The 24097-nt window shown below is 60.7% G+C and carries 29 protein-coding genes and 1 riboswitch; of the genes, 17 read left to right on the top strand and 12 right to left on the bottom strand.

Annotated elements, in window-relative coordinates; translation table 11 throughout:
- The first annotated feature begins 177 nt into the window (after positions 1 to 177).
- From rutA to rutG, 7 genes are all read left to right on the top strand, one after another.
- Positions 178 to 1269, top strand: coding sequence for a pyrimidine utilization protein A (gene rutA / locus ACTJI7_RS04060; RefSeq protein ID WP_440669736.1), 1092 nt, complete (start codon positions 178 to 180; stop codon positions 1267 to 1269).
- Positions 1269 to 1946, top strand: a complete 678-nt coding sequence (gene rutB / locus ACTJI7_RS04065) for a pyrimidine utilization protein B (RefSeq protein WP_440705157.1) — start codon at positions 1269 to 1271, stop codon at positions 1944 to 1946. Before rutA ends, rutB begins: the two co-directional genes overlap by 1 nt.
- Positions 1947 to 1957: 11 nt before the next feature.
- Entirely contained in the window at positions 1958 to 2344 is a 387-nt protein-coding gene (rutC, locus tag ACTJI7_RS04070) for a pyrimidine utilization protein C (RefSeq protein ID WP_063154497.1), read from the top strand.
- Between the two features lie 7 nt (positions 2345 to 2351).
- Positions 2352 to 3152, top strand: coding sequence for a pyrimidine utilization protein D (rutD, locus tag ACTJI7_RS04075; protein ID WP_028012656.1), 801 nt, complete (start codon positions 2352 to 2354; stop codon positions 3150 to 3152).
- A gap of 9 nt (positions 3153 to 3161) precedes the next feature.
- Positions 3162 to 3752, top strand: a complete 591-nt coding sequence (locus ACTJI7_RS04080; RefSeq protein WP_063154499.1) for a malonic semialdehyde reductase — start codon at positions 3162 to 3164, stop codon at positions 3750 to 3752.
- A 12-nt stretch (positions 3753 to 3764) separates the two neighbouring features.
- The gene (rutF, locus tag ACTJI7_RS04085) at positions 3765 to 4256 is read left to right on the top strand and encodes an NADH-dependent FMN reductase RutF (protein ID WP_047364261.1); all 492 of its coding nucleotides are present in this window, start codon (positions 3765 to 3767) and stop codon (positions 4254 to 4256) included.
- Between the two features lie 21 nt (positions 4257 to 4277).
- Positions 4278 to 5600: a pyrimidine utilization transport protein G gene (gene rutG / locus ACTJI7_RS04090; protein WP_063154500.1), complete on the top strand. Its 1323-nt coding sequence runs from the start codon at positions 4278 to 4280 to the stop codon at positions 5598 to 5600.
- Positions 5601 to 5709: 109 nt separating this feature from the next.
- On the opposite strand, the gene ACTJI7_RS04095 is transcribed toward rutG, so the two are convergent.
- The gene (locus ACTJI7_RS04095; RefSeq protein WP_047368260.1) at positions 5710 to 6630 is read right to left on the bottom strand and encodes a DMT family transporter; all 921 of its coding nucleotides are present in this window, start codon (positions 6628 to 6630) and stop codon (positions 5710 to 5712) included.
- Positions 6631 to 6746: 116 nt separating this feature from the next.
- Positions 6747 to 6917 carry a general stress protein gene (locus ACTJI7_RS04100; RefSeq protein WP_001273664.1) on the bottom strand — a complete coding sequence of 57 codons (171 nt, stop codon included), beginning with the start codon at positions 6915 to 6917 and terminating at the stop codon, positions 6747 to 6749.
- 390 nt (positions 6918 to 7307) lie between these two features.
- On the opposite strand from ACTJI7_RS04100, the gene wrbA reads away from it, so the two are divergent.
- The gene (wrbA, locus tag ACTJI7_RS04105; protein WP_041910554.1) at positions 7308 to 7904 is read left to right on the top strand and encodes an NAD(P)H:quinone oxidoreductase; all 597 of its coding nucleotides are present in this window, start codon (positions 7308 to 7310) and stop codon (positions 7902 to 7904) included.
- 18 nt (positions 7905 to 7922) lie between these two features.
- Positions 7923 to 8150: a YccJ family protein gene (locus ACTJI7_RS04110; protein ID WP_028012649.1), complete on the top strand. Its 228-nt coding sequence runs from the start codon at positions 7923 to 7925 to the stop codon at positions 8148 to 8150.
- A gap of 33 nt (positions 8151 to 8183) precedes the next feature.
- On the opposite strand, the gene agp is transcribed toward ACTJI7_RS04110, so the two are convergent.
- A complete protein-coding gene (gene agp, locus ACTJI7_RS04115) occupies positions 8184 to 9425 on the bottom strand; it encodes a bifunctional glucose-1-phosphatase/inositol phosphatase (RefSeq protein WP_063154502.1) in 1242 nt (413 codons plus the stop codon).
- 152 nt (positions 9426 to 9577) lie between these two features.
- On the opposite strand from agp, the gene ACTJI7_RS04120 reads away from it, so the two are divergent.
- Both ACTJI7_RS04120 and ACTJI7_RS04125 read left to right on the top strand, forming a co-directional pair.
- Positions 9578 to 10021 carry a winged helix-turn-helix transcriptional regulator gene (locus ACTJI7_RS04120; protein ID WP_028012647.1) on the top strand — a complete coding sequence of 148 codons (444 nt, stop codon included), beginning with the start codon at positions 9578 to 9580 and terminating at the stop codon, positions 10019 to 10021.
- Positions 10022 to 10145: 124 nt separating this feature from the next.
- A complete protein-coding gene (locus ACTJI7_RS04125; RefSeq protein WP_028012646.1) occupies positions 10146 to 10940 on the top strand; it encodes an SDR family NAD(P)-dependent oxidoreductase in 795 nt (264 codons plus the stop codon).
- A 1-nt stretch (position 10941) separates the two neighbouring features.
- Here the strand turns inward: ACTJI7_RS04125 and ACTJI7_RS04130 are convergent, their stop codons facing one another.
- The gene (locus tag ACTJI7_RS04130; RefSeq protein WP_023335206.1) at positions 10942 to 11301 is read right to left on the bottom strand and encodes a winged helix-turn-helix transcriptional regulator; all 360 of its coding nucleotides are present in this window, start codon (positions 11299 to 11301) and stop codon (positions 10942 to 10944) included.
- A gap of 100 nt (positions 11302 to 11401) precedes the next feature.
- On the opposite strand from ACTJI7_RS04130, the gene ACTJI7_RS04135 reads away from it, so the two are divergent.
- Positions 11402 to 12151, top strand: coding sequence for an SDR family oxidoreductase (locus ACTJI7_RS04135; RefSeq protein ID WP_028012645.1), 750 nt, complete (start codon positions 11402 to 11404; stop codon positions 12149 to 12151).
- 1 nt (position 12152) lies between these two features.
- Here the strand turns inward: ACTJI7_RS04135 and ACTJI7_RS04140 are convergent, their stop codons facing one another.
- Positions 12153 to 12656, bottom strand: coding sequence for a DedA family protein (locus tag ACTJI7_RS04140; protein WP_063154504.1), 504 nt, complete (start codon positions 12654 to 12656; stop codon positions 12153 to 12155).
- Between the two features lie 154 nt (positions 12657 to 12810).
- Positions 12811 to 12980, top strand: a riboswitch (M-box (ykoK) riboswitch).
- A gap of 60 nt (positions 12981 to 13040) precedes the next feature.
- On the opposite strand from ACTJI7_RS04140, the gene ACTJI7_RS04145 reads away from it, so the two are divergent.
- On the top strand, positions 13041 to 14042 hold the full coding sequence (locus ACTJI7_RS04145; protein WP_045261677.1) for a magnesium transporter: 1002 nt from the start codon (positions 13041 to 13043) through the stop codon (positions 14040 to 14042).
- Here ACTJI7_RS04145 and hpxK read toward each other — a convergent pair.
- The 7 genes from hpxK to hpxU form a co-directional block, all read right to left on the bottom strand.
- Positions 14008 to 15270 carry an allantoate amidohydrolase gene (hpxK, locus tag ACTJI7_RS04150; RefSeq protein WP_192979187.1) on the bottom strand — a complete coding sequence of 421 codons (1263 nt, stop codon included), beginning with the start codon at positions 15268 to 15270 and terminating at the stop codon, positions 14008 to 14010. The genes ACTJI7_RS04145 and hpxK overlap by 35 nt on opposite strands.
- Positions 15267 to 16508 (bottom strand): pyridoxal-phosphate-dependent aminotransferase family protein, encoded by a 1242-nt coding sequence (locus ACTJI7_RS04155; protein WP_048959633.1) that lies wholly within the window; start codon positions 16506 to 16508, stop codon positions 15267 to 15269. The genes hpxK and ACTJI7_RS04155 overlap by 4 nt, the downstream gene beginning before the upstream one ends.
- A gap of 13 nt (positions 16509 to 16521) precedes the next feature.
- Positions 16522 to 17259 (bottom strand): amino acid ABC transporter ATP-binding protein, encoded by a 738-nt coding sequence (locus ACTJI7_RS04160; protein WP_008499843.1) that lies wholly within the window; start codon positions 17257 to 17259, stop codon positions 16522 to 16524.
- Positions 17240 to 17896 carry an amino acid ABC transporter permease gene (locus ACTJI7_RS04165; RefSeq protein WP_014883296.1) on the bottom strand — a complete coding sequence of 219 codons (657 nt, stop codon included), beginning with the start codon at positions 17894 to 17896 and terminating at the stop codon, positions 17240 to 17242. Before ACTJI7_RS04165 ends, ACTJI7_RS04160 begins: the two co-directional genes overlap by 20 nt.
- Entirely contained in the window at positions 17896 to 18561 is a 666-nt protein-coding gene (locus ACTJI7_RS04170; protein WP_041912033.1) for an amino acid ABC transporter permease, read from the bottom strand. Before ACTJI7_RS04170 ends, ACTJI7_RS04165 begins: the two co-directional genes overlap by 1 nt.
- Before the next feature lie 4 nt (positions 18562 to 18565).
- Positions 18566 to 19348 (bottom strand): transporter substrate-binding domain-containing protein, encoded by a 783-nt coding sequence (locus ACTJI7_RS04175; protein ID WP_045261681.1) that lies wholly within the window; start codon positions 19346 to 19348, stop codon positions 18566 to 18568.
- Between the two features lie 191 nt (positions 19349 to 19539).
- A complete protein-coding gene (gene hpxU / locus ACTJI7_RS04180) occupies positions 19540 to 20379 on the bottom strand; it encodes a MurR/RpiR family transcriptional regulator HpxU (RefSeq protein ID WP_045261682.1) in 840 nt (279 codons plus the stop codon).
- Positions 20380 to 20522: 143 nt separating this feature from the next.
- Here hpxU and hpxW point away from each other — a divergent pair, with 143 nt between their 5' ends.
- From hpxW to hpxZ, 4 genes are read left to right on the top strand one after another with little or no spacing between them, the layout of a single operon-like run.
- Entirely contained in the window at positions 20523 to 22106 is a 1584-nt protein-coding gene (hpxW, locus tag ACTJI7_RS04185; RefSeq protein WP_063154509.1) for an oxamate amidohydrolase, read from the top strand.
- 10 nt (positions 22107 to 22116) lie between these two features.
- Positions 22117 to 22305, top strand: a complete 189-nt coding sequence (hpxX, locus tag ACTJI7_RS04190) for an oxalurate catabolism protein HpxX (protein ID WP_028012637.1) — start codon at positions 22117 to 22119, stop codon at positions 22303 to 22305.
- The gene (locus ACTJI7_RS04195) at positions 22302 to 23699 is read left to right on the top strand and encodes an AtzE family amidohydrolase (RefSeq protein WP_440669743.1); all 1398 of its coding nucleotides are present in this window, start codon (positions 22302 to 22304) and stop codon (positions 23697 to 23699) included. Before hpxX ends, ACTJI7_RS04195 begins: the two co-directional genes overlap by 4 nt.
- The gene (gene hpxZ, locus ACTJI7_RS04200) at positions 23696 to 24082 is read left to right on the top strand and encodes an oxalurate catabolism protein HpxZ (protein WP_248199297.1); all 387 of its coding nucleotides are present in this window, start codon (positions 23696 to 23698) and stop codon (positions 24080 to 24082) included. The genes ACTJI7_RS04195 and hpxZ overlap by 4 nt, the downstream gene beginning before the upstream one ends.
- Positions 24083 to 24097 lie beyond the last annotated feature (15 nt).

Genomic DNA, 24097 nt, shown 5'->3' on the forward strand with positions numbered 1-24097 from the left:
TCCCATCGCGCATGAGTGCCTGTTTTCTGTGCAATGTTTTTGACCATTTAGTCCACATTTAGCGGCATCAATTCCCCAACCTCCAATTAACACATTAATAACACAAGCATTTTCAAAACTGGCATTGCCTTTGCAAAACCACCTTTACACCTGCGACGTAATGAAGAGAGGTTCGTGATGAAAATTGGCGTATTTGTACCCATCGGCAACAACGGCTGGCTTATCTCGACCACTGCACCGCAGTACATGCCGACCTTTGAGCTGAACAAAGCCATCGTGCAGAAAGCGGAGCACTACCATTTCGACTTTGCGCTTTCGATGATCAAGCTGCGCGGCTTTGGCGGCAAAACGGAATTCTGGGATCACAACCTGGAGTCCTTCACACTGATGGCCGGGCTGGCAGCGGTTACCTCGCGGATCCAGATCTACGCCACCGCGGCCACCCTCACCCTTCCGCCCGCGATCGTGGCACGCATGGCCTCCACCATCGACTCCATCTCCGGCGGGCGCTTTGGCGTTAACCTGGTCACCGGCTGGCAAAAACCGGAGTACGAGCAGATGGGACTCTGGCCGGGCGACGATTACTTCTCCCGTCGCTACGACTACCTGACCGAATACGTAGAGGTGCTGCGCGACCTGTGGGGCACCGGCAAAAGCGACTTCAAAGGCGACTTCTTTACCATGAACGACTGCCGCGTCAGCCCGCAGCCGTCGGTGCCGATGAAGGTGATTTGCGCCGGGCAGAGCGACGCGGGGATGGCATTCTCCGCGAAATATGCTGACTTCAACTTCTGCTTCGGCAAAGGCGTTAACACCCCTGCCGCCTTCGCCCCGACCGCGGCACGCATGAAGGAGGCCGCCGACAAAACCGGGCGCGACGTGGGCTCGTACGTGCTGTTCATGGTCATTGCCGACGAAACCGACGACGCCGCGCGCGCCAAATGGGAACGGTATAAGGACGGCGCTGACGACGAAGCCCTGAGCTGGCTTACCGAGCAGAGCCAGAAAGACACCCGCTCCGGCGCAGACACCAACGTGCGTCAGATGGCCGACCCAACCTCCGCCGTCAATATCAACATGGGCACGCTGGTCGGCTCGTATGCCAGCGTTGCCAGGATGCTCGACGAAGTGGCGGCCGTACCCGGCGCGGAGGGTGTCCTGCTGACCTTCGATGATTTCCTCACCGGCGTGGAAACCTTTGGCGAGCGCATCCAGCCGCTGATGCAGTGCCGCGCCCATATCCCTGCCGTCACGAAGGAGGTGGCGTAATGACGACCTTAAACGCTCGCCCGGAAGCCATCACCTTTGCGCCGCAGCAGAGCGCGCTGATCGTGGTGGACATGCAAAACGCCTATGCCAGCCAGGGCGGTTATCTGGATCTGGCGGGGTTCGACGTCTCCGCCACAAGGCCTGTGATCGAGAACATCAAAACCGCCGTCGCCGCNGGAATGCTCATCATCTGGTTCCAGAACGGCTGGGATGACCAGTACGTCGAGGCCGGCGGCCCCGGCTCGCCCAACTTCCACAAGTCAAACGCCCTGAAAACCATGCGCAAGCGGCCCGAACTGCAGGGCAAGCTGCTGGCCAAAGGCGGCTGGGATTATCAGCTGGTGGATGAGCTGGTCCCGCAGGCGGGCGATATCGTCCTGCCGAAACCGCGCTATAGCGGCTTTTTCAACACCCCGCTCGACAGCCTGCTGCGCAGCCGGGGCATTCGCCACCTGGTGTTCACCGGCATTGCCACCAACGTCTGCGTGGAATCGACCCTGCGCGACGGCTTTTTCCTCGAGTATTTCGGCGTGGTGCTGGAAGACGCCACCCATCAGGCCGGGCCGGAATTCGCCCAAAAGGCAGCTTTGTTCAATATCGAAACCTTTTTTGGCTGGGTCAGTAACGTTGCGGATTTCTGCGACGCCCTGAATCCTCCGCTCGCCCGTATCGCCTGAGGAGACACACGATGCCGAAATCCGTAATCATCCCGCCGGGCACCAGCACGCCCATCGCCCCGTTCGTCCCCGGCACCCTCGCCGACGGCGTGGTGTATGTCTCCGGCACGCTGCCGTTTGATAAAGACAACAACGTGGTATTTATCAACGACCCAAAGGCGCAAACCCGCCACGTACTGGAGACGATCAGAACCGTGATCGAAACGGCGGGTGGCACCATGGAGGACGTGACCTTCAACAGCATCTTTATCACCGACTGGAAAAACTACGCCGCGATTAACGAAATCTACGCCGAGTTCTTCCCCGGCGATAAACCGGCGCGGTTCTGCATTCAGTGCGGGCTGGTAAAACCGGACGCGCTGGTTGAGATCGCCACCGTTGCGCACATCGCGAAGTGAGGCAGGCATGAAACTTTCCGTCTCGCCGCCGCCGTACGAGGGTGCGCCCGTAGTGGTCTTTATTTCCGGTCTCGGCGGCAGCGGCAGCTACTGGCTGCCCCAGCAGGCCGCGCTGGAGCCGGAGTATCAGGTGGTGTGCTATGACCAGCGGGGAACGGGCAATAACCCCGACACCCTGCCGGAGGGTTACAGCCTTGCGCAGATGGCAGACGAGCTCGCCCAGGCGCTGGCTGACGCAGGCATTGCGCGCTACAGCGTCGTCGGGCACGCGCTCGGCGCGCTGGTCGGCCTGCAGCTGGCCCTCGACAGGCCCGACGCCCTCACCGCGCTGGTGTGCGTCAATGGCTGGCTGACCCTCAATGCCCACACCCGCCGCTGTTTTGACGTTCGCGAGCGGCTGCTGCATTCCGGCGGAGCGCAGGCGTGGGTCGAGGCGCAGCCGCTGTTTCTCTATCCGGCAGACTGGATGGCCGCCCGCGCGCCGCGTCTGGAGGCCGAAGAAGCGCTGGCGCTGGCCCATTTCCAGGGTAAAACCAACCTGCTGCGCAGGCTCAGCGCCCTGAAAAAAGCCGACTTCCGCCGCCAGTCCGCACGCATTCGCTGCCCGGTGCACATTATCTGTTCCGCCGACGACGTGCTGGTGCCGTCCGTCTGTTCCGCTGAACTGCACGCCGCCCTCCCGCACGCCCACAAAACGGTCATGCGCCAGGGCGGACATGCCTGCAACGTCACCGAACCGGACACCTTTAACACCCTGCTGCTGAACGGGCTTGCCAGCCTGCTGCACAGCCCTGAACCCGCTTTATAAGGAGCTTTAATGAGCGAAGTCATTACCCCCGCCGCGCTGGAAACGCTGTTCACCGGTGCCCGCACCCACAACGGCTGGCTGGATATGCCGGTCAGCGACGAGACGCTGCGCGAGATGTATGACCTGATGAAATGGGGCCCAACGTCTGCCAACTGCTCACCGGCGCGCATTGTCTTTGTGCGAAGCGCAGAGGGAAAAGAGAAGCTGCGCCCGGCGCTCTCCAGCGGCAACCAAGAGAAAACGCTTACCGCCCCGGTGACAGCGATTGTTGCCTGGGACAGGGAATTCTACGAGCGCCTGCCCGAGCTGTTCCCGCACGGCGATGCCAGAAGCTGGTTTACCGCAAGCCCCGCGCTGGCGGAAGAGACGGCCTTTCGCAACAGCTCAATGCAGGCCGCGTATCTGATTTTCGCCTGCCGCGCACTCGGCCTGGACACCGGGCCGATGTCGGGCTTTGACCGACAAAAGGTCGACGAGGCCTTTTTCACCGGCACAACGCTTAAAAGCAACCTGCTGATCAACATTGGCTATGGCGATACGCGCAAACTTTACGGGCGCCTGCCGCGCCTGACCTTCGACGATGCCTGCGGACTGGCGTAAGGAGCGATCGTGATGACACCGGATAAACAAACCTTTCGCGACGCCATGGCCTGCGTTGGCGCGGCGGTCAACATCATCACCACCGACGGCCCAGCGGGGATGGCGGGCTTTACCGCCAGCGCGGTATGCAGCGTCACGGATTCCCCTCCCACCCTGCTGGTGTGCCTGAACCGCGGCGCGTCGGTCTGGCCCACGTTCAGCGAAAACCGCACCCTGTGCGTGAATACCCTGAGTGCCGGACAGGAGTCTTTATCCAATCTGTTTGGCGGCAAAACGCCGATGGCGGAACGCTTTACCGCCGCCCGCTGGCAGACGGGCGACACGGGCTGCCCGCGTCTGGAGGATGCGCTGGCCTCGTTTGACTGCCGCATCAGTCAGGTGGTCAGCGTCGGTACTCACGACATTCTGTTTTGCGACATCGTATCGATTATTCGCCACCCCGCCCCGCAAGGTCTGGTGTGGTTTGACCGCAGCTACCACGCTCTTATGCGACCCGCCTGCTAAGGCGCTTTAAGGAGACAGACCATGTTCGGATTTCCCCACTGGCAGTTGAAATCGACCTCCACTGAAGCAGGCGTGGTCGCGCCGGATGAACGCCTCCCGCTCGGGCAAACCATGGTGATGGGCGTCCAGCATGCAGTCGCGATGTTTGGCGCGACGGTATTGATGCCGATGCTGATGGGGCTCGATCCCAACCTGTCTATTCTGATGTCGGGAATCGGCACCCTGCTGTTCTTTTTTGTTACCGGCGGGCGCGTGCCCAGCTACCTGGGCTCCAGCGCCGCCTTTGTCGGCGTGGTGATCGCCACTACCGGTTTTAACGGCCAGGGGATCAACCCCAACCTGAGCGTGGCCCTCGGCGGCATCATCGCCTGCGGGCTGGTCTATACCCTGATTGGTCTCGTTGTGATGAAGATCGGCACGCGCTGGATCGAACGGTTGATGCCCCCCGTCGTCACCGGCGCGGTGGTGATGGCGATAGGCCTGAACCTCGCGCCGATTGCGGTGAAAAGCGTCTCCGCTTCGCCGTTTGAAAGCTGGATGGCGGTGATCACGGTGCTGTGCATCGGCCTGGTGGCAGTCTTTACGCGCGGGATGATCCAGCGTCTGCTGATCCTGGTCGGGCTGATTGTCGCCTGTCTGATCTACGCCCTGCTGGCGAACGTGTTCGGCATGGGCAAGCCGGTCGATTTTACCCTGCTTCATCAGGCCGCCTGGTTCGGTCTGCCGCAGGTGACCTCGCCCACCTTTAACACGCAGGCGATGATGCTTATCGCCCCGGTGGCGGTGATCCTGGTGGCGGAAAACTTAGGGCACCTGAAGGCGGTGGCGGGAATGACCGGGCGCAGCATGGATCCGTACATGGGCCGCGCGTTCGTCGGCGACGGGCTGGCGACCATGCTCTCAGGCTCCGTGGGCGGCAGCGGCGTGACCACCTACGCGGAAAACATCGGCGTGATGGCGGTGACCAAGGTCTACTCAACGCTGGTCTTCGTGGCGGCGGCGGTAATGGCGATCCTTCTTGGTTTCTCACCGAAGTTCGGCGCACTGATCCACACCATTCCGTCACCGGTCATCGGCGGCGCGTCGATTGTGGTGTTCGGGCTGATCGCCGTGGCCGGGGCGCGCATTTGGGTGCAGCATCGGGTTGATCTCAGCCAGAACAGCAACCTGATCATGGTGGCCGTCACGCTGGTGCTGGGCGCGGGCGATTTTGCCCTGACGCTGGGCGGGTTTACGATCGGTGGGATTGGTACGGCGACCTTCGGCGCGATCCTGCTTAACGCCCTGCTGAACCGCCGGAAAAGGGATGTGGCGCAAGGGGAAGCCATCACCCCGTCCACCTGATATGTGTGTCACTTTCTTGCCGGGTGACGCTACGCTTACCCGGCCTACATTTGGGATGTAGGCCCGCGCAAGCGTAGCGCCGTCGGGCAAAACGGTAGCGTGCGCGTTGTTAGCTATCTGCACCTTGTTCAGCACCTACCCCGGCAATCGCCTTACGTCGTTTTTTTAACTTCAACTCGCTCACCAGCACCCCGGCGACAATAAACGCCGCGCCCACCAGCGCCAGCAGCGGTAAACGCTCGCCGGCCAGTCGTCCGAAAATCCCTGCCCAGACCGGTTCACCGGTGTAGATCACCGTCGCCCGCGTTGGCGATACGCTGCGCTGCGCCCAATTCATGGTCACCTGGATAATGGCGCTGAAGATGCCAAGCCCCAGCGCGACCACCACCAGCCCCGTGGACATCGGCGGCACGGATTCCCCGGCTGGCACCATCGTCGCGAAGGCCACCAGCGACGCCGTCGCGAGCTGCACCACCGTCACGCGCTTGACGTCCACTTTCCCAGCCCAGGCGCTGATCAGAATAATTTCCGCCGCGATGGCAATGGCCCCGACGAGGGTAATGATCTCGCCCGGCCCCAGCGCCAGCAGGTTATTTTCCGGCCCGGCTAATAAAATCAGGCCGATAAACGCCAGCACGATGCCAATGCAGGACATCAGCCCCGGTAGCCTCCCGAGGCATAACCATTGCAGCAGCGGCACCAGCGGCACGTACATGGCGGTAATAAAAGCGGATTTGCTGCTGGAGATGGTCTGCAATCCCCACGTCTGCAGGCTGTAGCCCATCGCTATCGCAATCCCAATCGCCACGCCGGCCTTGAGTTCCTTCAGCGTCAGACCCCGCAGCGTTTTAAGGGAGATCAGCCCCACGGCTATCGCCGCCGTCGCAAAGCGCAGGCCGACAAAAAAGAACGGATCGCTGAGGGTCACCGCGTACTGGACGGCAAGAAAGGTCCCGCCCCAGAACATGGTGATGAGAATAAGGATGGCTTCCTGCGGTTTTATGGAGAATTTAAAGCGTGAGACGGACATGCGACACCAACAAGTGAGATCAATTCTGTAGTGTGCGTTGCCTTTGGTTGCAGTTCAATGTTGCAGACATAAAAAAACCGCCGGGAAACCCGGCGGCAGGGAGTCAACCCGGCGTACTACTTATTGCTGCCGTGGCTATTTTTACCCCCTTTTTTACCAGCCTCTGATGCGCGCTGAGGGTCGTTCTTGAAGTTACCCCCGCTAGACTGGCCACCTTTACGACCTGCTTCTGATGCTCTTTCACGGTCTTCAGCGAAATTACCTGAACCACCACGATGGTTTGCCATCTCTAACCTCCAGAGTGTGAAACATTAGACATCATATTGCATTCAGTAAAAGAGGATTCTTTCACCTCGCGGCTAAAGGACAGGGCCTTTATCTGTGCCGCGTGAAACTAAGCTTAGTGGACTGAGGCTATCCGGCAAGCCACGGGTAATATTCTGCAACATGATATCCGCCTTTCGGGTCAGATAACGCGACGGAAATCTATAAGCCTTTCTTATCATTTTAAAATTCGACGGCCAGAAAGTTGTTTCATTTTGCTACAGCACCTTATTGTAACCATGTTGTTATAAATCAAAGAAATGCCGTTCATTTTTGCAGTCTGGCCGTGATGTCATATCTTTAAATGAACGCAGCGATCCGCTGTCAGAAAAACCAACGAGGAGTGATGCAAAATGGCAAAAGTTCTGGTGCTCTATTATTCCATGTATGGACACATTGAAACCATGGCTCACGCGGTAGCAGAAGGTGCAAACAGAGTGGACGGCGTTGAGGTTGTGGTAAAACGCGTACCGGAAACCATGCAGGCGGAAGCGTTCGCCAAAGCCGGGGGAAAAACACAAAATGCCCCGGTCGCCACCCCGCAGGAGCTGGCGGAGTATGATGCCATTATCTTCGGCACCCCGACCCGCTTCGGCAATATGTCAGGCCAGATGCGTACCTTCCTCGATCAAACCGGCGGGCTCTGGGCATCCGGGGCGCTGTACGGCAAACTCGCCAGCGTATTCAGCTCTACCGGCACCGGCGGCGGCCAGGAGCAGACGATTACCTCAACCTGGACTACCCTTGCTCATCATGGGATGGTGATTGTGCCAATTGGCTACGGCGCGCAGGAGCTGTTTGACGTTTCTCAGGTGCGCGGCGGGACGCCGTACGGCGCAACCACCATTGCCGGTGGGGATGGCTCACGTCAGCCAAGCAATGAAGAACTCTCTATCGCCCGTTATCAGGGTGAATACGTCGCGGGTCTCGCTAAAAAACTGAACGGCTAACCCAACAGGAGGAAAAGTATGCCAACACAGGAATCCAAAGCTCACCACGTGGGCGAATGGGCAAGTTTACGCAACACCTCTCCGGAGATTGCCGAAGCCATCTTTGAAGTCGCGAACTACGACGAAAAGCTGGCCGAGCAGATTTGGGAAGAAGGCAACGATGAAGTGCTGATTCGCGCCTTCGAAAAAACGGACAAAGACTCGCTCTTCTGGGGCGAGCAAACCATCGAACGTAAAAACGTCTAAGCGTTTCCCCCCGCCGCAGCGGGGGGTTCTCTTTTACTTCGCCGCGTTATTCATCACCGCATTGAATTTATCAACCGGACAGAAGCCGTTCGCGTCCACCGGACAGCCCTTCAGCTCCAGCGTCACGCGCTGCGCGGGCGACTGCAATGACAGCACGCTGGCGTTGCGCAGCTGCTCCGCGCTCTGGTAGACATACTCAATTTTCATCAGCTCCTGATTGCTGTTTTTGTCGTGCCAACGCTGGAAGACAATCTTGCCGCCGATCGGGGTCCGTTCCTGCTGGTCATGCAGCTGATACGACTTGAAATCCAGCGCGGTGAGCAGTGAAGCGATGTTCGAATCGTGCCCTACCAGCAGAGTAATCTTAGGTGCTTTCGCCTGTTCGGTGACCAGCGTTTTATCAATATATTTCACCAGCGGCTTCGCCACGTTTTGCGCCACCTCGGTGGAGGTAAACAGCGAGTCCTGATAGCCGTTCTTCAGCTTCGACAGCACGCGCCACTGCTGGTCGGTCTTGATTTCACCCCAGGCCACCTGGTCGGCCGGGAAACCTTCGTAATACTGCAGCGTGAACGCGTCCACCAGCGAATTACCCACCTTCAGCGGCCCGGATACGCCAGGCTCTTTTTCATAGTCGGCGCTAAAGGTATCTTTCGCGTCTGCCAGGGAGCAGACTTTTTTCTCTTTGCAGGACGGGGAATCGGCGTAATTTGTCATCTGCTCCAGCAGCTTATAGCTTTCGCCAAGCTGCATTTTCTGCCGCTCGGTCTCCATCGCCTTCAGCGCTTTTTCGCGGAATTCCGGCGAGTTGTCGGTAATCACCGGATTAAAGGTCGGATCCATGGTGCCCATTTTTTCCTGATGATGCACGGGTACGTCGCAGCCCGGGAACGCGCCGGTGATAAAGAACTGCGCAGTGGCGACAGTACGCTGCAGGCTGTTGGCGTAGGCATAAACGCTATCCGCTGGCGGACACTCTCCCGTCTTCACCATCCCCTGCTCTGCCAGCCACTCGCGCATGTAATGGCCCATATAGACTTCCAGCACACCGCCTTTGGTGGTGAGCTGACCGCCCGGCACGTCCCACTCCGGCCACTGCTTCGGCGTGGACTGCTCCAGCACGCTGCCGTTGTTGGCGAGCGGCGCGCGCAGGTTGTGACGGCTCATGATTAACACCTGCTCCAGCTGATAGCCTTTCGGCGTCTCCTGCGCCTGTGCGCCAAAGGTCATTGAAAGGGTTCCTGCCACGGCCACTGCGAGTAGTGCTTTTCTCATCCCTCGTTCCTCACGTTTTTTTAATGTTCCAGTGAGTGTGACAGATTCGTGACAGTTTTTTCGGGAAGCATTTCTCAAACTGATGATTAACGTGCTTACGGTGGGCGCTAATTAGTTTTATAATAAAACCATACACCACCGGAGACCTGACCGTGAAACGCACCCGCCTTGAAGAGAGCACCTGCCCCGTCGCCCGTTCGCTGGATATCATTGGCGACTGGTGGTCGCTGCTGATCGTTCGCGACGCGCTGCGCGGGATTAAACGCTTCGGCGAGTTTCAGAAAAGCCTCGGTATCGCGAAAAACATGCTCACCTCTCGGCTGAAGCTGCTGGTCGATGAAGGCATCCTCCGGCTTCAGCCCGCCTCCGACGGTAGCGCCTGGCAGGAATACGTTCTGACCGACAAGGGACGCGCGCTCCAGACGGTGCTGGTTGCTCTCTCCCAGTGGGGCAATGAATTTTTGTTCGCGGAAAACGAATGCGGCACTGTTCTCGTCGATAGCGAACAGCGCAAACCCCTGCGTAAACTGGCGCTTATCGCCGACGATGGGCGCGAGCTGACGCCTGAAGAGATCGTGGCTAAACTCCCCTCCTGATCGTTCCCAACGGCAAAAGCACAAAATGCCCCCAAAATGGTTGCATTATAAAACCAAATAGCAGAGAGTTAATTCAGTTTCATATTGAAACCAAATAACCCACTTTGCTTTGAGGTAACACATGATGACTACGCAAATCACCACCGCCTTAATTACCGGCGCCTCTTCCGGGATCGGGGCCGTCTATGCCGATCGCCTGGCCGCGCGCGGCGCTAACCTGGTCCTGGTCGCCCGCCGCGAGGATCGCCTGAAAACCCTCGCCGCCGACCTGCGCGCGCGCTATGGCGTGGCCGTCGCTATTCTGGTGGCCGATCTCAGCGATGAAGCCGGGATCCGCGCCGTGGAAAATGAACTGCGCCACAATACCGCCATCGATACGCTGGTAAACAACGCGGGCACCGCGCAGATGGCCCCGTTCCTCGCGGGCGATGTGGCGCAGCATCAGGCCATCAATACCCTCAACACCACGGCGCTGATGCGTCTGACCTACGCTATCCTGCCCCGCCTGGCGCAGAACAATCGCGGGACGCTGATCAATATCGCCTCGGTGTTATCGCTCCATGTCCGTGCGGGTAGCGCGTTGTACAGCGCCACCAAAGCCTGGGTACTGAGCTTTACCCGCGGACTGCAGGAAGAATTTGCCGATAGCAGCGTGCGCATTCAGGCCGTGCTGCCCGCCGCGACGGCGACGGAGATCTGGAGCCATTCAGGGGTTACGGTGAACGATCTGCCGGAAGGGTCGGTGATGACCACCGACGATATGGTCGATGCGTCACTGGCGGGTCTGGATCAGGGCGAACAGATCACTATTCCGCCGATGCATGACGCCGCCCTGTGGGATCGCTACGAAGCGGCGCGCCTTGAGCTGTTTAACAGCGCGCGCACCGGGGTTCCGGCACCGCGCTACGTGAAACAGTAGCCTAACGCTCAAGCTGGTCGCCGTACTCGCTCATCCAGGCGGCCAGCGGCGAGAGCGCATCCTGCAGGGTTAACCCCAGCTCGGTAATTTGATACTCCACGCGCGGGGGGATCTCCGGGTAGACCGTCCGCGTCACCAGCCCGCGCTGCTCAAACAGGCGGAGCTGCTTCGTCAGCTCTTTCTGCGTGATGGGGGCAGCGGCACGCAGCAGATCGCCAAAGCGTACGGGCGTGTTGAACACAATCAGGCGATAGAGAATGGGGATCGCCCACTTACCGGATATCAGGTTGACAAACTGCGTCATCGGGCAGGTATACGCCTCAGATTTTTTTTCGCAGCACACCTCCAGCATTTCTGCCATAGCACACCTCTTGCCTCGTTAGTATCCATTTGGTACCTGGTTTCCTTTCGATACTAACGTTTCTATAGTGCTTTCTCCAGTGACATTTCAGGAGAAGAACATGGGTCGTTTAACCGATAAATATACGCTGATTACCGGCGGCACCAGCGGCATTGGTCTTGCCACCGCGCAGGCGTTTATCGCCGAAGGGGCGCGCGTCGCCGTGACCGGACGCAACCCGGACACCCTCGCCGAAGCAGAGCGCATTCTGGGCGATAAGGCCTGGGTGATCCCAACCGACGCAGGCGATATCGCGTCGCAAAAAGCGCTGGCGGAAACTCTCGCCGCTCGCTGGCCACGCCTGGACGCGGTGTTTCTCAACGCTGGCGACGTGACGCACGCGCCGCTGGAAGCCTGGCAGGAGGATGCGTGGGACCGCCTGATGGGCATCAACCTGAAGGGACCGTTCTTTTTAATTCAGGCGCTGCTGCCGCTGCTGAATAACCCGTCGTCGGTGATCCTCTGCGGCTCCGTGAGCGCACGCATCGGCCTGCCCACCAGCAGCGTGTATGCCGCGAGCAAGGCCGCCCTCCTGTCGCTGGCGCGTACGCTGTCGGCGGAGCTGCTGCCGCGCGGGATCCGCGTCAACGGGTTGAGCCCCGGTCCGGTGGAAACGCCGGCATTTACGAAGACGGGCTTAAGCGAAGAGACGCTTAACGCGATGATGGCGGAGATCATCAAGCTGGTGCCGCTCGGCAGAATGGGCTCGACGACGGAGCTGGCAAAAGCCGCGCTCTATCTGGCGTCCGACGAGTCGAGCTACACGGTAGGAACGGAGCTGCTGGTGGACGGCGGAATGGGGAGTCTGTAACTCAAAAGGCGCTGATGCCGGTGACCGCGCCGACATACAGCGCCGCCCATGCACAGGCGGAAAGCAGGCTGACGGCGTAAACTTTGACGGCGTTCAGCCTGAGCATCCCTGCCGCCAGCGGCACGACATAACGCAACACCGCCAGAAAGCGCGACGTAAACAGTACGATGACACCGTTTTTTTGCAGCTGATGCTGAACCCGTAAAAACATAGCGGCATGCTTCGCCGTAAAGCGCGCGACAAGCCGGGTGTGCCCCATCAACTGGCCGATATGGTAGTTCAGCACCGAACCCGCCGTTGCCCCCAGCACCACGGCGAGCCACGCCAGCGCCGGGGGCATGCTCCCCTGGCTGACGCCGATGCCCGCCAGCAGCATCACCGAGGCGGGCGGCAGCACGGAGGAGATCAGCACCGTGGACTTGCTCAGCGCCATTACGAATAACAGCGCGAACAGATGTGCCGGATAAAGCGCAAAATGATTCAGCAGATTATCAAACCACGCCATTTTCCTTCCCCCGTTAATTAATCCTCCATTTAAAAGGAATAACCTTAAATAAACCCTCAACATTTTATTAATAAGATTTACCTAAACCTTCCTTAAACATTATTTAATTTCCTGAGCGATAAATTTAAACAAGCGTATTATTCCTCACGCTTTACAACGATCTCGTTATGGCGAGGCTCCTGTACAAATACACGTTATCGCTCTGGTGGGTTCGAGAGAACCGGCACAGGGTAAAACAGGCACTGTCGAATCAAGGCTTTGTCAGTATAACTTCCCTTGCGGGATACGGTGTACAGTGCTGAACCCAGGACGTGGGGATCTCCTTTCCGACATGCCCTGTCTTGCTCGCCCCTGAGAGATTTTATTATTCAAAGGGAATTCACTATGTCTTACGCTATTCACAACCACAACCTGGCATTCAATGACCGCGCGGTCGCGCAATATATGAATACCGATTTTATTGTCCTCGACGTTTCATTATGCGTGGCGCTGGCGCGCGAGCAATTCTTCGAAAAATTAAAAGACGATGATATTCCGTCGCATATTTTTATTGAAGACCATGGACGCCTGGCGGGCATGATTGCGGTACGCAAATTATTGCAGGTCACGGATACCGTGCAGCCAATTAAAAGCCTGATGATTTCGCAGTTTTTGCAGGTCAAACCGGAAGATGAACGAGCCGATGTCGCCGGACTTCTGGCCCACGGCGACGCGGACGTCGTGCCGGTGGTGACCCACGGCAAGCTCGTCGGCTGTCTGACCGAGCGCGAAATCGCCCATCTGCTGGAAGATGACGTCACCGAAGACGCCCAGCTTCAGGGGGCGACGCTGCCGCTGGAGAAGCCCTATCTGGAAACCAGCGCCTTCAGCCTGTGGAAGAAACGCTCCGTCTGGCTGCTGCTGCTGTTTGTCGCGGAAGCCTACACCAGCTCGGTGATTCAGCACTTCGAAGAGGCGCTGGAGTCTGCCATCGCGCTGGCGTTCTTTATTCCGCTGCTGATCGGCACGGGTGGCAACAGCGGAACGCAGATCACCTCCACGCTGGTGCGCGCCATGGCGCTGGGTGAAGTGCATCTGCGCGACGTAGGCCGCGTGCTGCGCAAAGAGATGACCACCTCGCTGATGATTGCCGTGACGCTCGGTATTGCCGGGTGCATCCGCGCCTGGATGATGGGTATCGGGCTGGAAATCACGCTTATCGTCAGCCTGACGCTGGTATGCATTACGCTCTGGAGCGCGATTGTGTCGTCAGTGATCCCGATGGTGCTCAAGCGCTGCGGCATTGACCCGGCGGTCGTCTCCGCGCCGTTTATCGCGACGCTTATCGACGGTACCGGGCTGATTATCTACTTTAAGATCGCGCAGTATACGCTGGGGCTGGAGTAACGCGATCCGCCAGCTGAATCACCGCACGCGAAAACGCCTCAATCGCCAGCGCAACATCCTCAGCCATCACCGATTCCGCCGGGTGGTGGCTGACTCCGCCCCTGCAGCGCACGAACAGCATGCCCACCGGCCAGCGTTCCGCGATGGCAATCGCATCGTGGCCCGCGCCGCTGGGCAGCGACAGCGAGCGTCCCTGTACCGATTTTACGGCCTCCCCCAGCACGTTCTGCAAGTGCAGATCGCACGGCGTGGCGGCAATGCGGTAAAACTCCTCGGCGCTAAATGCCAGCCCGCGGCGCGATGCGATCGCCCGGGCATGTTCCAGCAGGTCGTTGAGCAACCTGTCCAGCGGTGCATCCTGCGGGCCGCGAATATCGAGCGAGAGCTGAACCTCACCGGGGATCACGTTGACCGCTCCCGGCAGACAGCGCAATTCCCCTACCGTCGCCACCAGGTTGCCGCCCTGCTGTCGGGTAGCGTTTTCAATGATAACCATCCACTCGGCGGCGGCGGCCAGCGCGTCTCTGCGGTGGAGCATCGGCACGGTTCCCGCATGTCCGGCCTCGCCGGTGAAGCGACAGTTCAGGCGACGGGCGCCGTTAATGGCTTCCACCACGCCAAGCGCGAGCGCCTCCTGCTCAAGGCACGGCCCCTGCTCAATATGCAGCTCGAGATAGGCGCTGAAATCTTCCTGACGCCTTGCGGCATGCGACACGCGGGCAGGATCGAGCCCCGCCTGTGTCATCGCCTGCGCCACGCTGATGCCGCTAGCGTCAGTTTTTTCCAGCCAGCCCTGCGGCCAGGTGCCCGTCAGCCCCCGGCTGCCTAACAGCGTAATGCCGAAGCGGGTGCCCTCTTCATCGCAAAAGCCGACAATCTCGATGGCCTGCGCCAGATGCATTCCCTGCTGATGCAGGCTGTCCACCACTTCAATGGCCGTGAGCACCCCGAGCATGCCGTCGTAGCGTCCCGCGTTGCGCACGGTATCCAGATGCGATCCAAGCAGCACCGCCTGCGCCCCTTCCTGCGCCCCCTCATAGCGTCCGCAGATGTTGCCCACGCTGTCCTGCCAGACGGTCATTCCCGCCTGGCTCATCCACTGCCCCACCAGCTGGTTGGCCTGCAGATGCTGCGTGGAGAGATAGACCCGGGTCAGCGCATCCGGGGTTTCGCTGATGGCGGCCAGCGCGTCGGAGCGGGCCATCACCCGTTCTGCCGCCGGGCTCATTGCGGCGTCTCGCGGCGATAGTGGTCCCACGCGGCCTGCATCGCCGCACCCTGCGTGGTGGTGAATTTCAGGTAGTTCAGCACCGACTCCAGCGCGCTCAGGGTGGTCATCACGCAGTCCTTACGCGCGTTGTAGCCCATGGTGCCAATGCGCCACACCTTGCCGTGCAGCGGGCCAAACGAGGTGCCGATTTCAATCCCGAAATCCTCCAGCATCAGCTTACGCACCTGGTCGCCGTTGATGCCCTGCGGGATGACCACGCCCAGCACGTTGTTCATCTTGTGCTTCAGATCGCCAAAGGTCTCCAGCCCCATCGCCTGAATGCCCTTCAGCAGCGCATCGCCGTGCAGCCTGTGGCGGGCGATGCCGTTATCCAGCCCTTCCTGCAGGATCAGACGCGCGCACTCGCGGGCGCCAAACAGCGCGGTGGTCGCTTCGGTGTGGTGGTTGAGGCGCTCCGGCCCCCAGTAGTCCATCACCATGCCGAGATCGAAGTAGTTGGAGTAGATCATCTCCTCGTCGCCGTCGCGGTGGGCGTCGGTGCGAATGCCCTCCTCAACGCATTTGCGGCGGCGGATCGCCTCCTCCATGCGCGCGCTCAGGGTGATCGGCGACGTGCCCGACGGGCCGCCGAGGCACTTCTGCATCCCGGCCGAGACGGCGTCCAGCCCCCATGCGTCGGTCTCCAGCGCGTTGCCGCCGAGCGACGCGGTGGCATCGGTGTAAAACAGCACGTCGTAGCGGCGGCAGATGGCGCCGAGTTCCGCGAGCGGCTGCAGCATGGTGGTGGAGGTGTCGCCCTGCACGGTCAGCAGCAGGTGCGGACGAATACGCTTAATCGCATCTTCGACCTGGTCCGGGGTGAACACCTCGCCCCACGGCACCTCGATGGTATGCACCTCCGCGCGGCAGCGGCGGGCAATTTCGCACAGCAGGTGTCCAAAGCGGCCAAAGACCGGCACCAGCACTTTATCTCCGGGGCGGATGGCGGAGACCAGAATGGCTTCAATCCCCGCCCGGGAGGTGCCGTCCACCAGCATCGTCCAGCGGTTCTCGGTGCGAAACACACCGCGATAGAGCGCCATCACCTCGTTCATGTAGTGGGTCATGGCCGGATCGTACTGGCCGATCAGCTGGCTCGACATGGCGCGGAGTACGCGCGGGTCGGCGTTGATCGGCCCCGGCCCCATCAGCAGGCGCTGGGGCGGGTTGATTTGCGGAAAGCGTGCGATATCCATTTGTCAGTCCTTATCAGTTGAGGCCGCGCACGGAGGAGATGAACTGCTTCAGTTCCGTGGTCTGCGGGTTGGCGAACAGCGTTTTGCTGTCGCCCTGCTCCCAGACTTTCCCCTGGTGCATAAACACCACGCGGTCGCCCACTTCGCGGGCAAAATTCATTTCATGGGTCACGAGAATCAGGGTCATCCCCTCGGCCGCCAGCTGCTCCAGCACCTTGAGCACTTCGCCCACCAGCTCCGGGTCGAGCGCGGAGGTGATCTCGTCGCAGAGTAAAACTTTAGGCGACATCGCCAGCGCGCGGGCAATCGCCACGCGCTGCTGCTGGCCGCCGGAGAGGCTCGACGGGTAGTAATCCAGACGATCGCCAAGCCCCACTTTCTCCAGCATGCGCTGGGCCAGTTCGCGGCATTCGGCGGCGCTTTTCTTCAGCACCCGACGCGGGGCGAGCATCACGTTCTCCAGCGCCGTCATGTGCGGGAACAGGTTGAAGCTCTGGAACACCATCCCGACCGAGCGGCTGATTTCGCGCGCCTGAGAATCCCGGTCGGTAATGGTCATGCCGCCCAGCTTGATGCTTCCGTCCTGATACCCTTCCAGGCCGTTGATGCAGCGCAGCAGCGTGCTTTTGCCCGATCCGCTGCGCCCGATAATGGAGATCACCTGGCCCATATCGATATCCAGATCGACGCCCTTGAGCACGTGGTTATCGCCGTAGTACTTCTGCACCTGATTAATGGTGATGAGAGGCATTGAATTTGGTCTCCAGATAGCGGCTGTAGCGCGACAGCGGATAACACAGAATAAAGTAGCCCAGCGCCACCAGCGCAAAGACCTTAAACGGCTGATAGGTCACGTTGGTCAGCATGGTGCCGGCCTTGGTCAGCTCGATGAAGCCGATAATCGACGCCAGCGCGGTACCTTTGATCACCTGCACCGCAAAGCCCACCGTCGGGGCGATGCCGATGCGCAGCGCCTGCGGAGCGACCACGCGAAACAGGGTCTGGCCGAAGGTCAGGCCCAGGCAGCGCGAGGCTTCCCACTGCCCCTTCGGCAGGGCGCGAATGCTGCCGTACCAGATATCGAGCAGAAATGCGCTGGTGTAGAAGGTTAACGCCAGCGAGGCGGCGGTCCACGGCGAAACGTCGATGCCGAACAGCGCCACGCCGAAGAAGGCCAGGAACAGCTGCATCAGCAGCGGCGTGCCCTGAAACAGCTCGATATAGCCGCGGATAATGCGCTTCACCGTGCGTCCGCCCGTCAGGCGCAGCAGCAGGAGCGGCAGCGTTACCACCGCCCCGCCGACAAACGCCACCAGCGACAGTAGTACCGTCCAGCGTCCGGCCAGCAGCAGGTTGCGAATAATGTCCCAGTCGGTAAAAGTGGTCATCATGCCTGCACCCCCAGCCATTTGCGTCCTGCCGCCATCATCAGCTGGCGCAGGGTAATCGACAGCGCTAAGTAAATCCCGGTTGTCACCAGATAGACCTCAAAGCTCAAAAACGTTCTGGACTGGATCAGGTTAGCGGCGAAGGTCAGCTCTTCATACGAGACCTGCGACACCACCGACGAGCCGAGCATCACGATGATGCACTGGCTCACCAGCGCCGGATAAATGCGCTGCAGCGCGGGCGGCAGCACCACGCGAATAAACGTCTGCAGACGGGTTAGCCCCAGCACGCGCCCGGCCTCCCACTGTCCTTTCGGCGTGACCTGAATGCCCGCGCGGATAATTTCGGTGCTGTACGCGCCCAGGTTCACCACCATTGCCAGCAGCGCCGCCTCCCCCGCCGTCATCTTCAGGCCAAGATTCGGCAGGCCGAAGACGATGAAAAACAGCTGCACCACAAACGGCGTGTTGCGGATGATCTCCACGTAGCCGCCCCAGATCCGGCTGTACCAGGTGGTGCGTCCGCTGCGGATCGCCGCGCCGAAAATCCCGATTGCCAGCCCACCGACGGTTGCCATTACCGTCAGCTGAATGGTGACCCACAGCCCCGCCAGCAGCTCCGGCCAGTGCGGCCAGAGGGCTGAAAAATCAAGTTGCTCCGTCATCGGCTCAGGCGCCAAGGTTTGCCGGCAGCGGGGCCTTCAGCCATTGCTCGGACAGGCCGTTCAGCGTGCCGTCCTTGATGCCCTGCTCAATCAGCGCATCCACTTTTGCCTTCAGGGCCGGTTCGTTCTTCTTAAGGCCGATAAAGCACGGTGAGTCTTTCAGCATAAAGCTCGGCACCGGGGCTTTATCCGCGTTCTGGCGCGAAATGGCCGCCACCACGAGGTTGCCGGTCGCCACGTACTGCACCTGGCCGGAGAGGTAGGCCGAGAGCGTGGTGTTGTTGTCTTCGTAGCGTTTCACGTTGGCGTCTTTCGGTGCCAGGCCGGTCAGCACCATGTCCTCCACCGCCCCGCGCGTCACGCCGATGGTTTTTCCGCTCAGCGCGGCGGCGTCCTTCAGCTCGGCCCCTTTCGGGCCAAACACGCCGAGGAAGAACGGCGCGTAGGCGCGGCTGAAGTCGATCACCTTCTCGCGTTCCGGGTTTTTACCGAGGCTGGAAATGACCAGATCCACCTTGTCGGTTTGCAGGTACGGCACGCGGTTGGCGCTGGTCACCGGCACCAGCTGCAGCTTGAGCTTCATCTGTTTCGCCAGATAGCGCGCCATATCGATGTCGTAGCCCTGCGGCTGCAGATCAGTCCCCACCGAGCCAAACGGCGGGAAATCCTGCGGAACGGCAATGCGAATGGTGCCGCGCTTCTCGATATCCTGAAGCTGGTCAGCCTTTGCTGGCAGCTGAGTGAAGAGACATGCGGCCCCGGCCAGTGCAATAAATAGTTTTTTCATGGTGCTTCCCCGTAACGTTAACATGAAACAAAAGATTCTTTGAATGTGATTTTGCAACTAATGTGCCAGATAAGGCGAAGCGGGGAATTTTCTCTTAAAGCCTGATAAAACGCGGACGGGGCGAAAATACTCTCTATTTTCGCCCCATTCATTTGCACCATTTCAATGCAAAGCACCAGTCTGATGCCCCATTATCGTTGTTCGAGTTCGTCCAGCTGCTGGTAGAGGGAGGCAATCTCGTGAATGCGCGGACGGCCTTTATCGAGAATGTCATGCAGGAAGGCGTTCGCCAGCAGGTTGATCAGGCTGTTGACCGAGGAATAACTGTCATAGGCGGAGACGCTGTCCAGCGGGGCGCAGAGCTGCCAGCTCGCCAGCGGAAACAGGCTGTGGGCCTGCGGCTCGCACATCAGCAGCACCGGAATACCGCTACTCTGAAGCTGCTGCATCAGCGGACGAATGATGCGCGGGCGGCGGCGGAAAGCCATCATCACCACCAGATCGTCCGGCGTTAAGTCCACCAGCTCCTCGCTCAGGCTCTGGCCCGGCTGCGGCAGGACCAGCACCTGACCGCGCGCCTGCAGTAGCTGCTGGCGCAGGTGGAGCGCCGCCGGATAAGCGTTACGCATTCCGATAATGACGATGCGCCGCGCCTTGACCATGCAGGCCATGGCGTCGGCAAACTGCTGCGCGTCAAGGGCATTGACCCACTGGGTCAGGTTCGCCATCTCCTGCTTGTAGTGGCGCGCCAGCAGCGTGTTGCCCTGCACCGCGTCGCGGTTATCGGTGAGCGGCATCCCGCTCTGGCGCAGGGTGCGCAGCTCGTCGCGCATATCCTTATATTTCTCATAGCCCAGACGCTTAAACAGGCGGCTGACCGTGGCTTTAGACACCCCGCTCAGCTGCGCCAGCTCGGCGCTGTTGTAGCTGATCAGGTCGTCAAAATGGTCGAATATAAAGTCTGCCACCCGCTGCTCCTGCGGCGACAGCGACGGGTATTGTGCTTTCAGACGTTCATCCAGTTGTTCCATAGCGCCTCTGTAACTTTTGTTTCATCACATTATACCTTTCTTTATACGTATTCATTATACGTGCCAGTTTACTGAAACTTTTCTTTCAGAACTGGAACAGCTTTTGCAGCGCCTTGTGACTTTCAGTGTTACGAGGACTTCTCATGCAAAGCAACGTCTCCACGCACGGCATGGCCGTTGCGCCCCACCATCTTGCCAGCCAGAGCGCGCTGGCGGTGCTGCGCGAAGGCGGCAGCGCGATTGAAGCGATGGTCGCGGCGGCGGCCACCATCGCCGTGGTTTACCCCCACATGAACGGGCTGGGCGGCGATGGCTTCTGGCTTATCGTGCCGCCAGAAGGCGACCCCATCGCCATTGACGCCAGCGGCGCGGCGGGATCGCGCGCGACGCTTGCCGCCTACGACGGGCACACGCACATTCCTCATCGCGGACCGCAGGCGGCGCTGACCGTCGCTGGCACGGTGAGCGGCTGGGACGAGGCGCTGAAGGTCTCCCGCGAGATGACCGGCAAGTCGCTGCCGCTGGCCCGCCTGCTGGCCGACGCCATTGACTATGCGCAGAACGGCACCCCGGTCACGGCCTCACAGGCCCATGCCACGGCCAGTAAATTCGACGAACTGAAGGCCATCCCCGGCTTCGCGGAAACGTGGCTGGTGAACGGTAAGCCGCCGCAGGTCGGGAGCCGTTTTTATCAGCCCGCCATGGCCTCAACCCTGACGCGCCTCGTAGAGGACGGTCTGGACAGCTTTTATCGCGGCCCGCTGGCGAACGTGCTGGCGCACGGTATGGAGACGCTGGGCATGCCCGTGACGCTGGCCGATCTTAACGCGCACGTTGCCCGGCGCACCGCGCCGCTGAAGCTGCAGCATCAGCAGGGGGAGATCTTTAACCACGCCCCGCCGACGCAGGGGCTGGTCTCGCTGGCGATACTCGGCATCACCGACCGCCTGAATATGGCGGAGGCCGACGACGCGGACACCATTCACCGCATCGTTGAAGCCACCAAGCTGGCCTTTGGCCTGCGCGATGCCCACATTACCGACCCGCGTGAGCTGAAAACCGAGATTCAGAAACTGCTGGATCCCTCAGCCCTGCAGGCGCTTGCCGACAGGGTTGACGACGGCCACGCCGCGCCGTGGGGAACCGGAAAAGGGCCCGGCGATACGGTGTGGATGGGGGTGATGGATAACAGCGGGCTTGCCGTGTCGTTTATCCAGAGTATTTATCACGAGTTCGGCAGCGGCGTGGTGTTGCCCGATACCGGCCTCGTCTGGCAGAACCGGGGGGCGTCATTCAGCCTCGACCCCGCTCATCTTCTGGCCCTCGCGCCGGGCAAACAGCCTTTCCATACCCTGAACCCGGCGGCGGCGCGTCTTAAGGACGGGCGCGTAATGGTCTACGGATCGATGGGCGGTGACGGACAGCCGCAAACCCAGGCCGCGCTCTTTACCCGCTACGTGGTTCAGGGCGTCCCGCTGCAGGAGAGCATCACCCGCCCGCGCTGGCTGCTGGGGCGTACCTGGGGGCAAACCTCGGACACGTTAAAGCTGGAAGGACGCTTTAGTGCTGAGACGGTCGCTGAACTGCGGGCGCGGGGGCATGAGGTCGAACGCTTCCCGGACTTTAGCGAAGCGATGGGCCACGCGGGCGCGATTGTCCGGCACCCCAACGGGCTGTTTGAAGGGGCGTTTGACCCGCGCAGCAACGGCGCGGCCGCCGGATACTGAGGAGAAAACAATGACGACACAACAACCCGACTGGCAGGCATATCTTGCGCAAATGGAGTCCGTGCTCGGCGTGACGCTGGACGATGCCCGCCGCGCCGAGCTGCAGTTGCAGTTCAGCCGCATTGCCAGCATGGCCGCCCCGCTGATGGCGCTGCCGCTCGACGACCGTCTGGAGATCGCAGGAGTGTATAAAGCATGACGCTACACGAGATGAGTATCAGCGACATTCAACAGGCGCTGAGCGCGGGCGAGCTGAGCGCCCATGAGATTGCCCGCCAGACGCTGGAGGCGATTGGGCGCGTTAACCCGCAGATCAATGCCTGGACCACCGTGACGGAAGCTCGCATGCTCGCCGAGGCCGAGAACATCGACACCCTGCGCCGCGAAAAGCGCCCCCTGCCGCCGCTGGCGGGCGTGCCCTACGCGGTGAAAAACCTGTTCGACGTTGCCGGACACACCACCCTCGCCGGCGCCGAGCTGTTCAGCCAGCGTCCCGCTGCGGCCGCTGACAGCTTCGCGGTGCGCCAGCTGCGCAGCGCGGGCGGGCTGCTGTCCGGCATGGTGAATATGGACGCCTACGCCTACGGCTTTACCACCGAGAACAGCCACTACGGCGCGACGCGTAACCCGCACGACCTGACGCGCATTACGGGCGGGTCCTCTGGCGGTTCAGCCGCCGCCGTGGCCGCCGGGCTGGTGCACTTTTCGCTCGGCACCGACACCAACGGGTCGATTCGCGTTCCGGCCTCCCTGTGCGGCATCTATGGCCTCAAGCCCACCTTTGGCCGCCTGTCACGATCCGGCAGCCATCCGTTTGTCGCGAGCCTGGATCATATCGGCCCCTTTGCCCGCCGGGTGTGCGACCTGGCGTCCGTGTACGACGCGCTTCAGGGCCGGGACAGCAGCGACCGTTTTCAGGCAGAGAGCTCACGCGAGCAGACGCGCCCCCTGCTAGACCGCGGGCTTGACGGCCTGCGCTGCGCGGTGCTCGGCGGCTACTTCACCACCTGGTGCGACGCACAGGCCAGAGACGCCGTGGCGCGGGTGGCGAAGGCGCTCGACGTGCAGGATGAACTGCAGTTTCCGGACGCCGAGCTGGCGCGCTCCGCGGCGTTTATCATCAGCGCCGCCGAAGGGGGAAATCAGTACCTGCCCGCGCTTCGCCGCGAGCCCGAGCGCTTTGAGCCGCACTCCCGCGAGCGACTGCTGGCAGGCGCGATGATCCCCTCCGCCTGGTATATTCAGGCCCAGCGGTTCCGCGCGCAGGCGCGGCAGGCGTTTCACGCGCTGTTTGCCCAGGCCGACGTGCTGATCGCCCCCGCGACGCCGCGCAGCGCCACGCGGATCGGCGAGCAAACCATGGAGATTAACGGTCAGCCGCTCCCCATCCGCGCCAGCATGGGGATGCTGACCCAGCCGATTTCATTTTTGGGCCTGCCCGTGACCACCGTTCCGCTGCGCACCGCACATGGCGCGCCGATTGGCCTGCAGCTGATTGCCGCGCCGTTTAACGAGCAGGCCTGCCTGCGCGTCGCGCGCGTGCTGGAAGAGAGCGGCATCACCGATACCCGCCCGGCGGAGGTTGCAGCATGATCAATCACGATGACATTAACCTGCCGTGGGTGGTTGCCGAGGTGACCGCCGCGTTTTATCGCTATGAAGACGCGCTGGTGAATAACAACATTGCCGTGCTGGACGAGCTGTTCTGGCACGACAAAAACACGGTGCGTCTGGGGGCGGGTGAAAACCTGTACGGGATCGATGAAATCCGCGCCTTTAGGGCGGCGCGTCCGTCTGCCGGGCTTCAGCGGACGCTGCGCCACACCGTGATTACCACCTTCGGGGAGGATTATGCCGTGTGCAGCACCGAGTTTACCCGTGAAGGTACGGAGCGGATTGGCCGCCAGCAGCAGACGTGGGTAAGGTTTGCCTACGGGTGGCGCATTGTTGCGGCGCAGGTGAGTTTGATGGTATAGACCGGGTAAGGCGCA

It is taken from the genome of Enterobacter sp. 22499 (assembly GCF_052044815.1).
Lineage (GTDB): Bacteria > Pseudomonadota > Gammaproteobacteria > Enterobacterales > Enterobacteriaceae > Enterobacter > Enterobacter bugandensis.

Bases quoted from the DNA above. Each gene is read 5' to 3' on its own strand.
- rutA (WP_440669736.1), top strand. From the start codon at position 178: ATGAAAATTGGCGTATTTGTACCCATCGGCAACAACGGCTGGCTTATC.
- rutC (WP_063154497.1), top strand. From the start codon at position 1,958: ATGCCGAAATCCGTAATCATCCCGCCGGGCACCAGCACGCCCATCGCC.
- rutD (WP_028012656.1), top strand. From the start codon at position 2,352: ATGAAACTTTCCGTCTCGCCGCCGCCGTACGAGGGTGCGCCCGTAGTG.
- ACTJI7_RS04080 (WP_063154499.1), top strand. From the start codon at position 3,162: ATGAGCGAAGTCATTACCCCCGCCGCGCTGGAAACGCTGTTCACCGGT.
- rutF (WP_047364261.1), top strand. From the start codon at position 3,765: ATGACACCGGATAAACAAACCTTTCGCGACGCCATGGCCTGCGTTGGC.
- rutG (WP_063154500.1), top strand. From the start codon at position 4,278: ATGTTCGGATTTCCCCACTGGCAGTTGAAATCGACCTCCACTGAAGCA.
- ACTJI7_RS04095 (WP_047368260.1), bottom strand. From the start codon at position 6,630: ATGTCCGTCTCACGCTTTAAATTCTCCATAAAACCGCAGGAAGCCATC.
- ACTJI7_RS04100 (WP_001273664.1), bottom strand. From the start codon at position 6,917: ATGGCAAACCATCGTGGTGGTTCAGGTAATTTCGCTGAAGACCGTGAA.
- wrbA (WP_041910554.1), top strand. From the start codon at position 7,308: ATGGCAAAAGTTCTGGTGCTCTATTATTCCATGTATGGACACATTGAA.
- ACTJI7_RS04110 (WP_028012649.1), top strand. From the start codon at position 7,923: ATGCCAACACAGGAATCCAAAGCTCACCACGTGGGCGAATGGGCAAGT.
- agp (WP_063154502.1), bottom strand. From the start codon at position 9,425: ATGAGAAAAGCACTACTCGCAGTGGCCGTGGCAGGAACCCTTTCAATG.
- ACTJI7_RS04125 (WP_028012646.1), top strand. From the start codon at position 10,146: ATGACTACGCAAATCACCACCGCCTTAATTACCGGCGCCTCTTCCGGG.
- ACTJI7_RS04130 (WP_023335206.1), bottom strand. From the start codon at position 11,301: ATGGCAGAAATGCTGGAGGTGTGCTGCGAAAAAAAATCTGAGGCGTAT.
- ACTJI7_RS04135 (WP_028012645.1), top strand. From the start codon at position 11,402: ATGGGTCGTTTAACCGATAAATATACGCTGATTACCGGCGGCACCAGC.
- ACTJI7_RS04140 (WP_063154504.1), bottom strand. From the start codon at position 12,656: ATGGCGTGGTTTGATAATCTGCTGAATCATTTTGCGCTTTATCCGGCA.
- ACTJI7_RS04145 (WP_045261677.1), top strand. From the start codon at position 13,041: ATGTCTTACGCTATTCACAACCACAACCTGGCATTCAATGACCGCGCG.
- hpxK (WP_192979187.1), bottom strand. From the start codon at position 15,270: ATGAGCCCGGCGGCAGAACGGGTGATGGCCCGCTCCGACGCGCTGGCC.
- ACTJI7_RS04155 (WP_048959633.1), bottom strand. From the start codon at position 16,508: ATGGATATCGCACGCTTTCCGCAAATCAACCCGCCCCAGCGCCTGCTG.
- ACTJI7_RS04160 (WP_008499843.1), bottom strand. From the start codon at position 17,259: ATGCCTCTCATCACCATTAATCAGGTGCAGAAGTACTACGGCGATAAC.
- ACTJI7_RS04165 (WP_014883296.1), bottom strand. From the start codon at position 17,896: ATGACCACTTTTACCGACTGGGACATTATTCGCAACCTGCTGCTGGCC.
- ACTJI7_RS04170 (WP_041912033.1), bottom strand. From the start codon at position 18,561: ATGACGGAGCAACTTGATTTTTCAGCCCTCTGGCCGCACTGGCCGGAG.
- ACTJI7_RS04175 (WP_045261681.1), bottom strand. From the start codon at position 19,348: ATGAAAAAACTATTTATTGCACTGGCCGGGGCCGCATGTCTCTTCACT.
- hpxU (WP_045261682.1), bottom strand. From the start codon at position 20,379: ATGGAACAACTGGATGAACGTCTGAAAGCACAATACCCGTCGCTGTCG.
- hpxW (WP_063154509.1), top strand. From the start codon at position 20,523: ATGCAAAGCAACGTCTCCACGCACGGCATGGCCGTTGCGCCCCACCAT.
- hpxX (WP_028012637.1), top strand. From the start codon at position 22,117: ATGACGACACAACAACCCGACTGGCAGGCATATCTTGCGCAAATGGAG.
- ACTJI7_RS04195 (WP_440669743.1), top strand. From the start codon at position 22,302: ATGACGCTACACGAGATGAGTATCAGCGACATTCAACAGGCGCTGAGC.
- hpxZ (WP_248199297.1), top strand. From the start codon at position 23,696: ATGATCAATCACGATGACATTAACCTGCCGTGGGTGGTTGCCGAGGTG.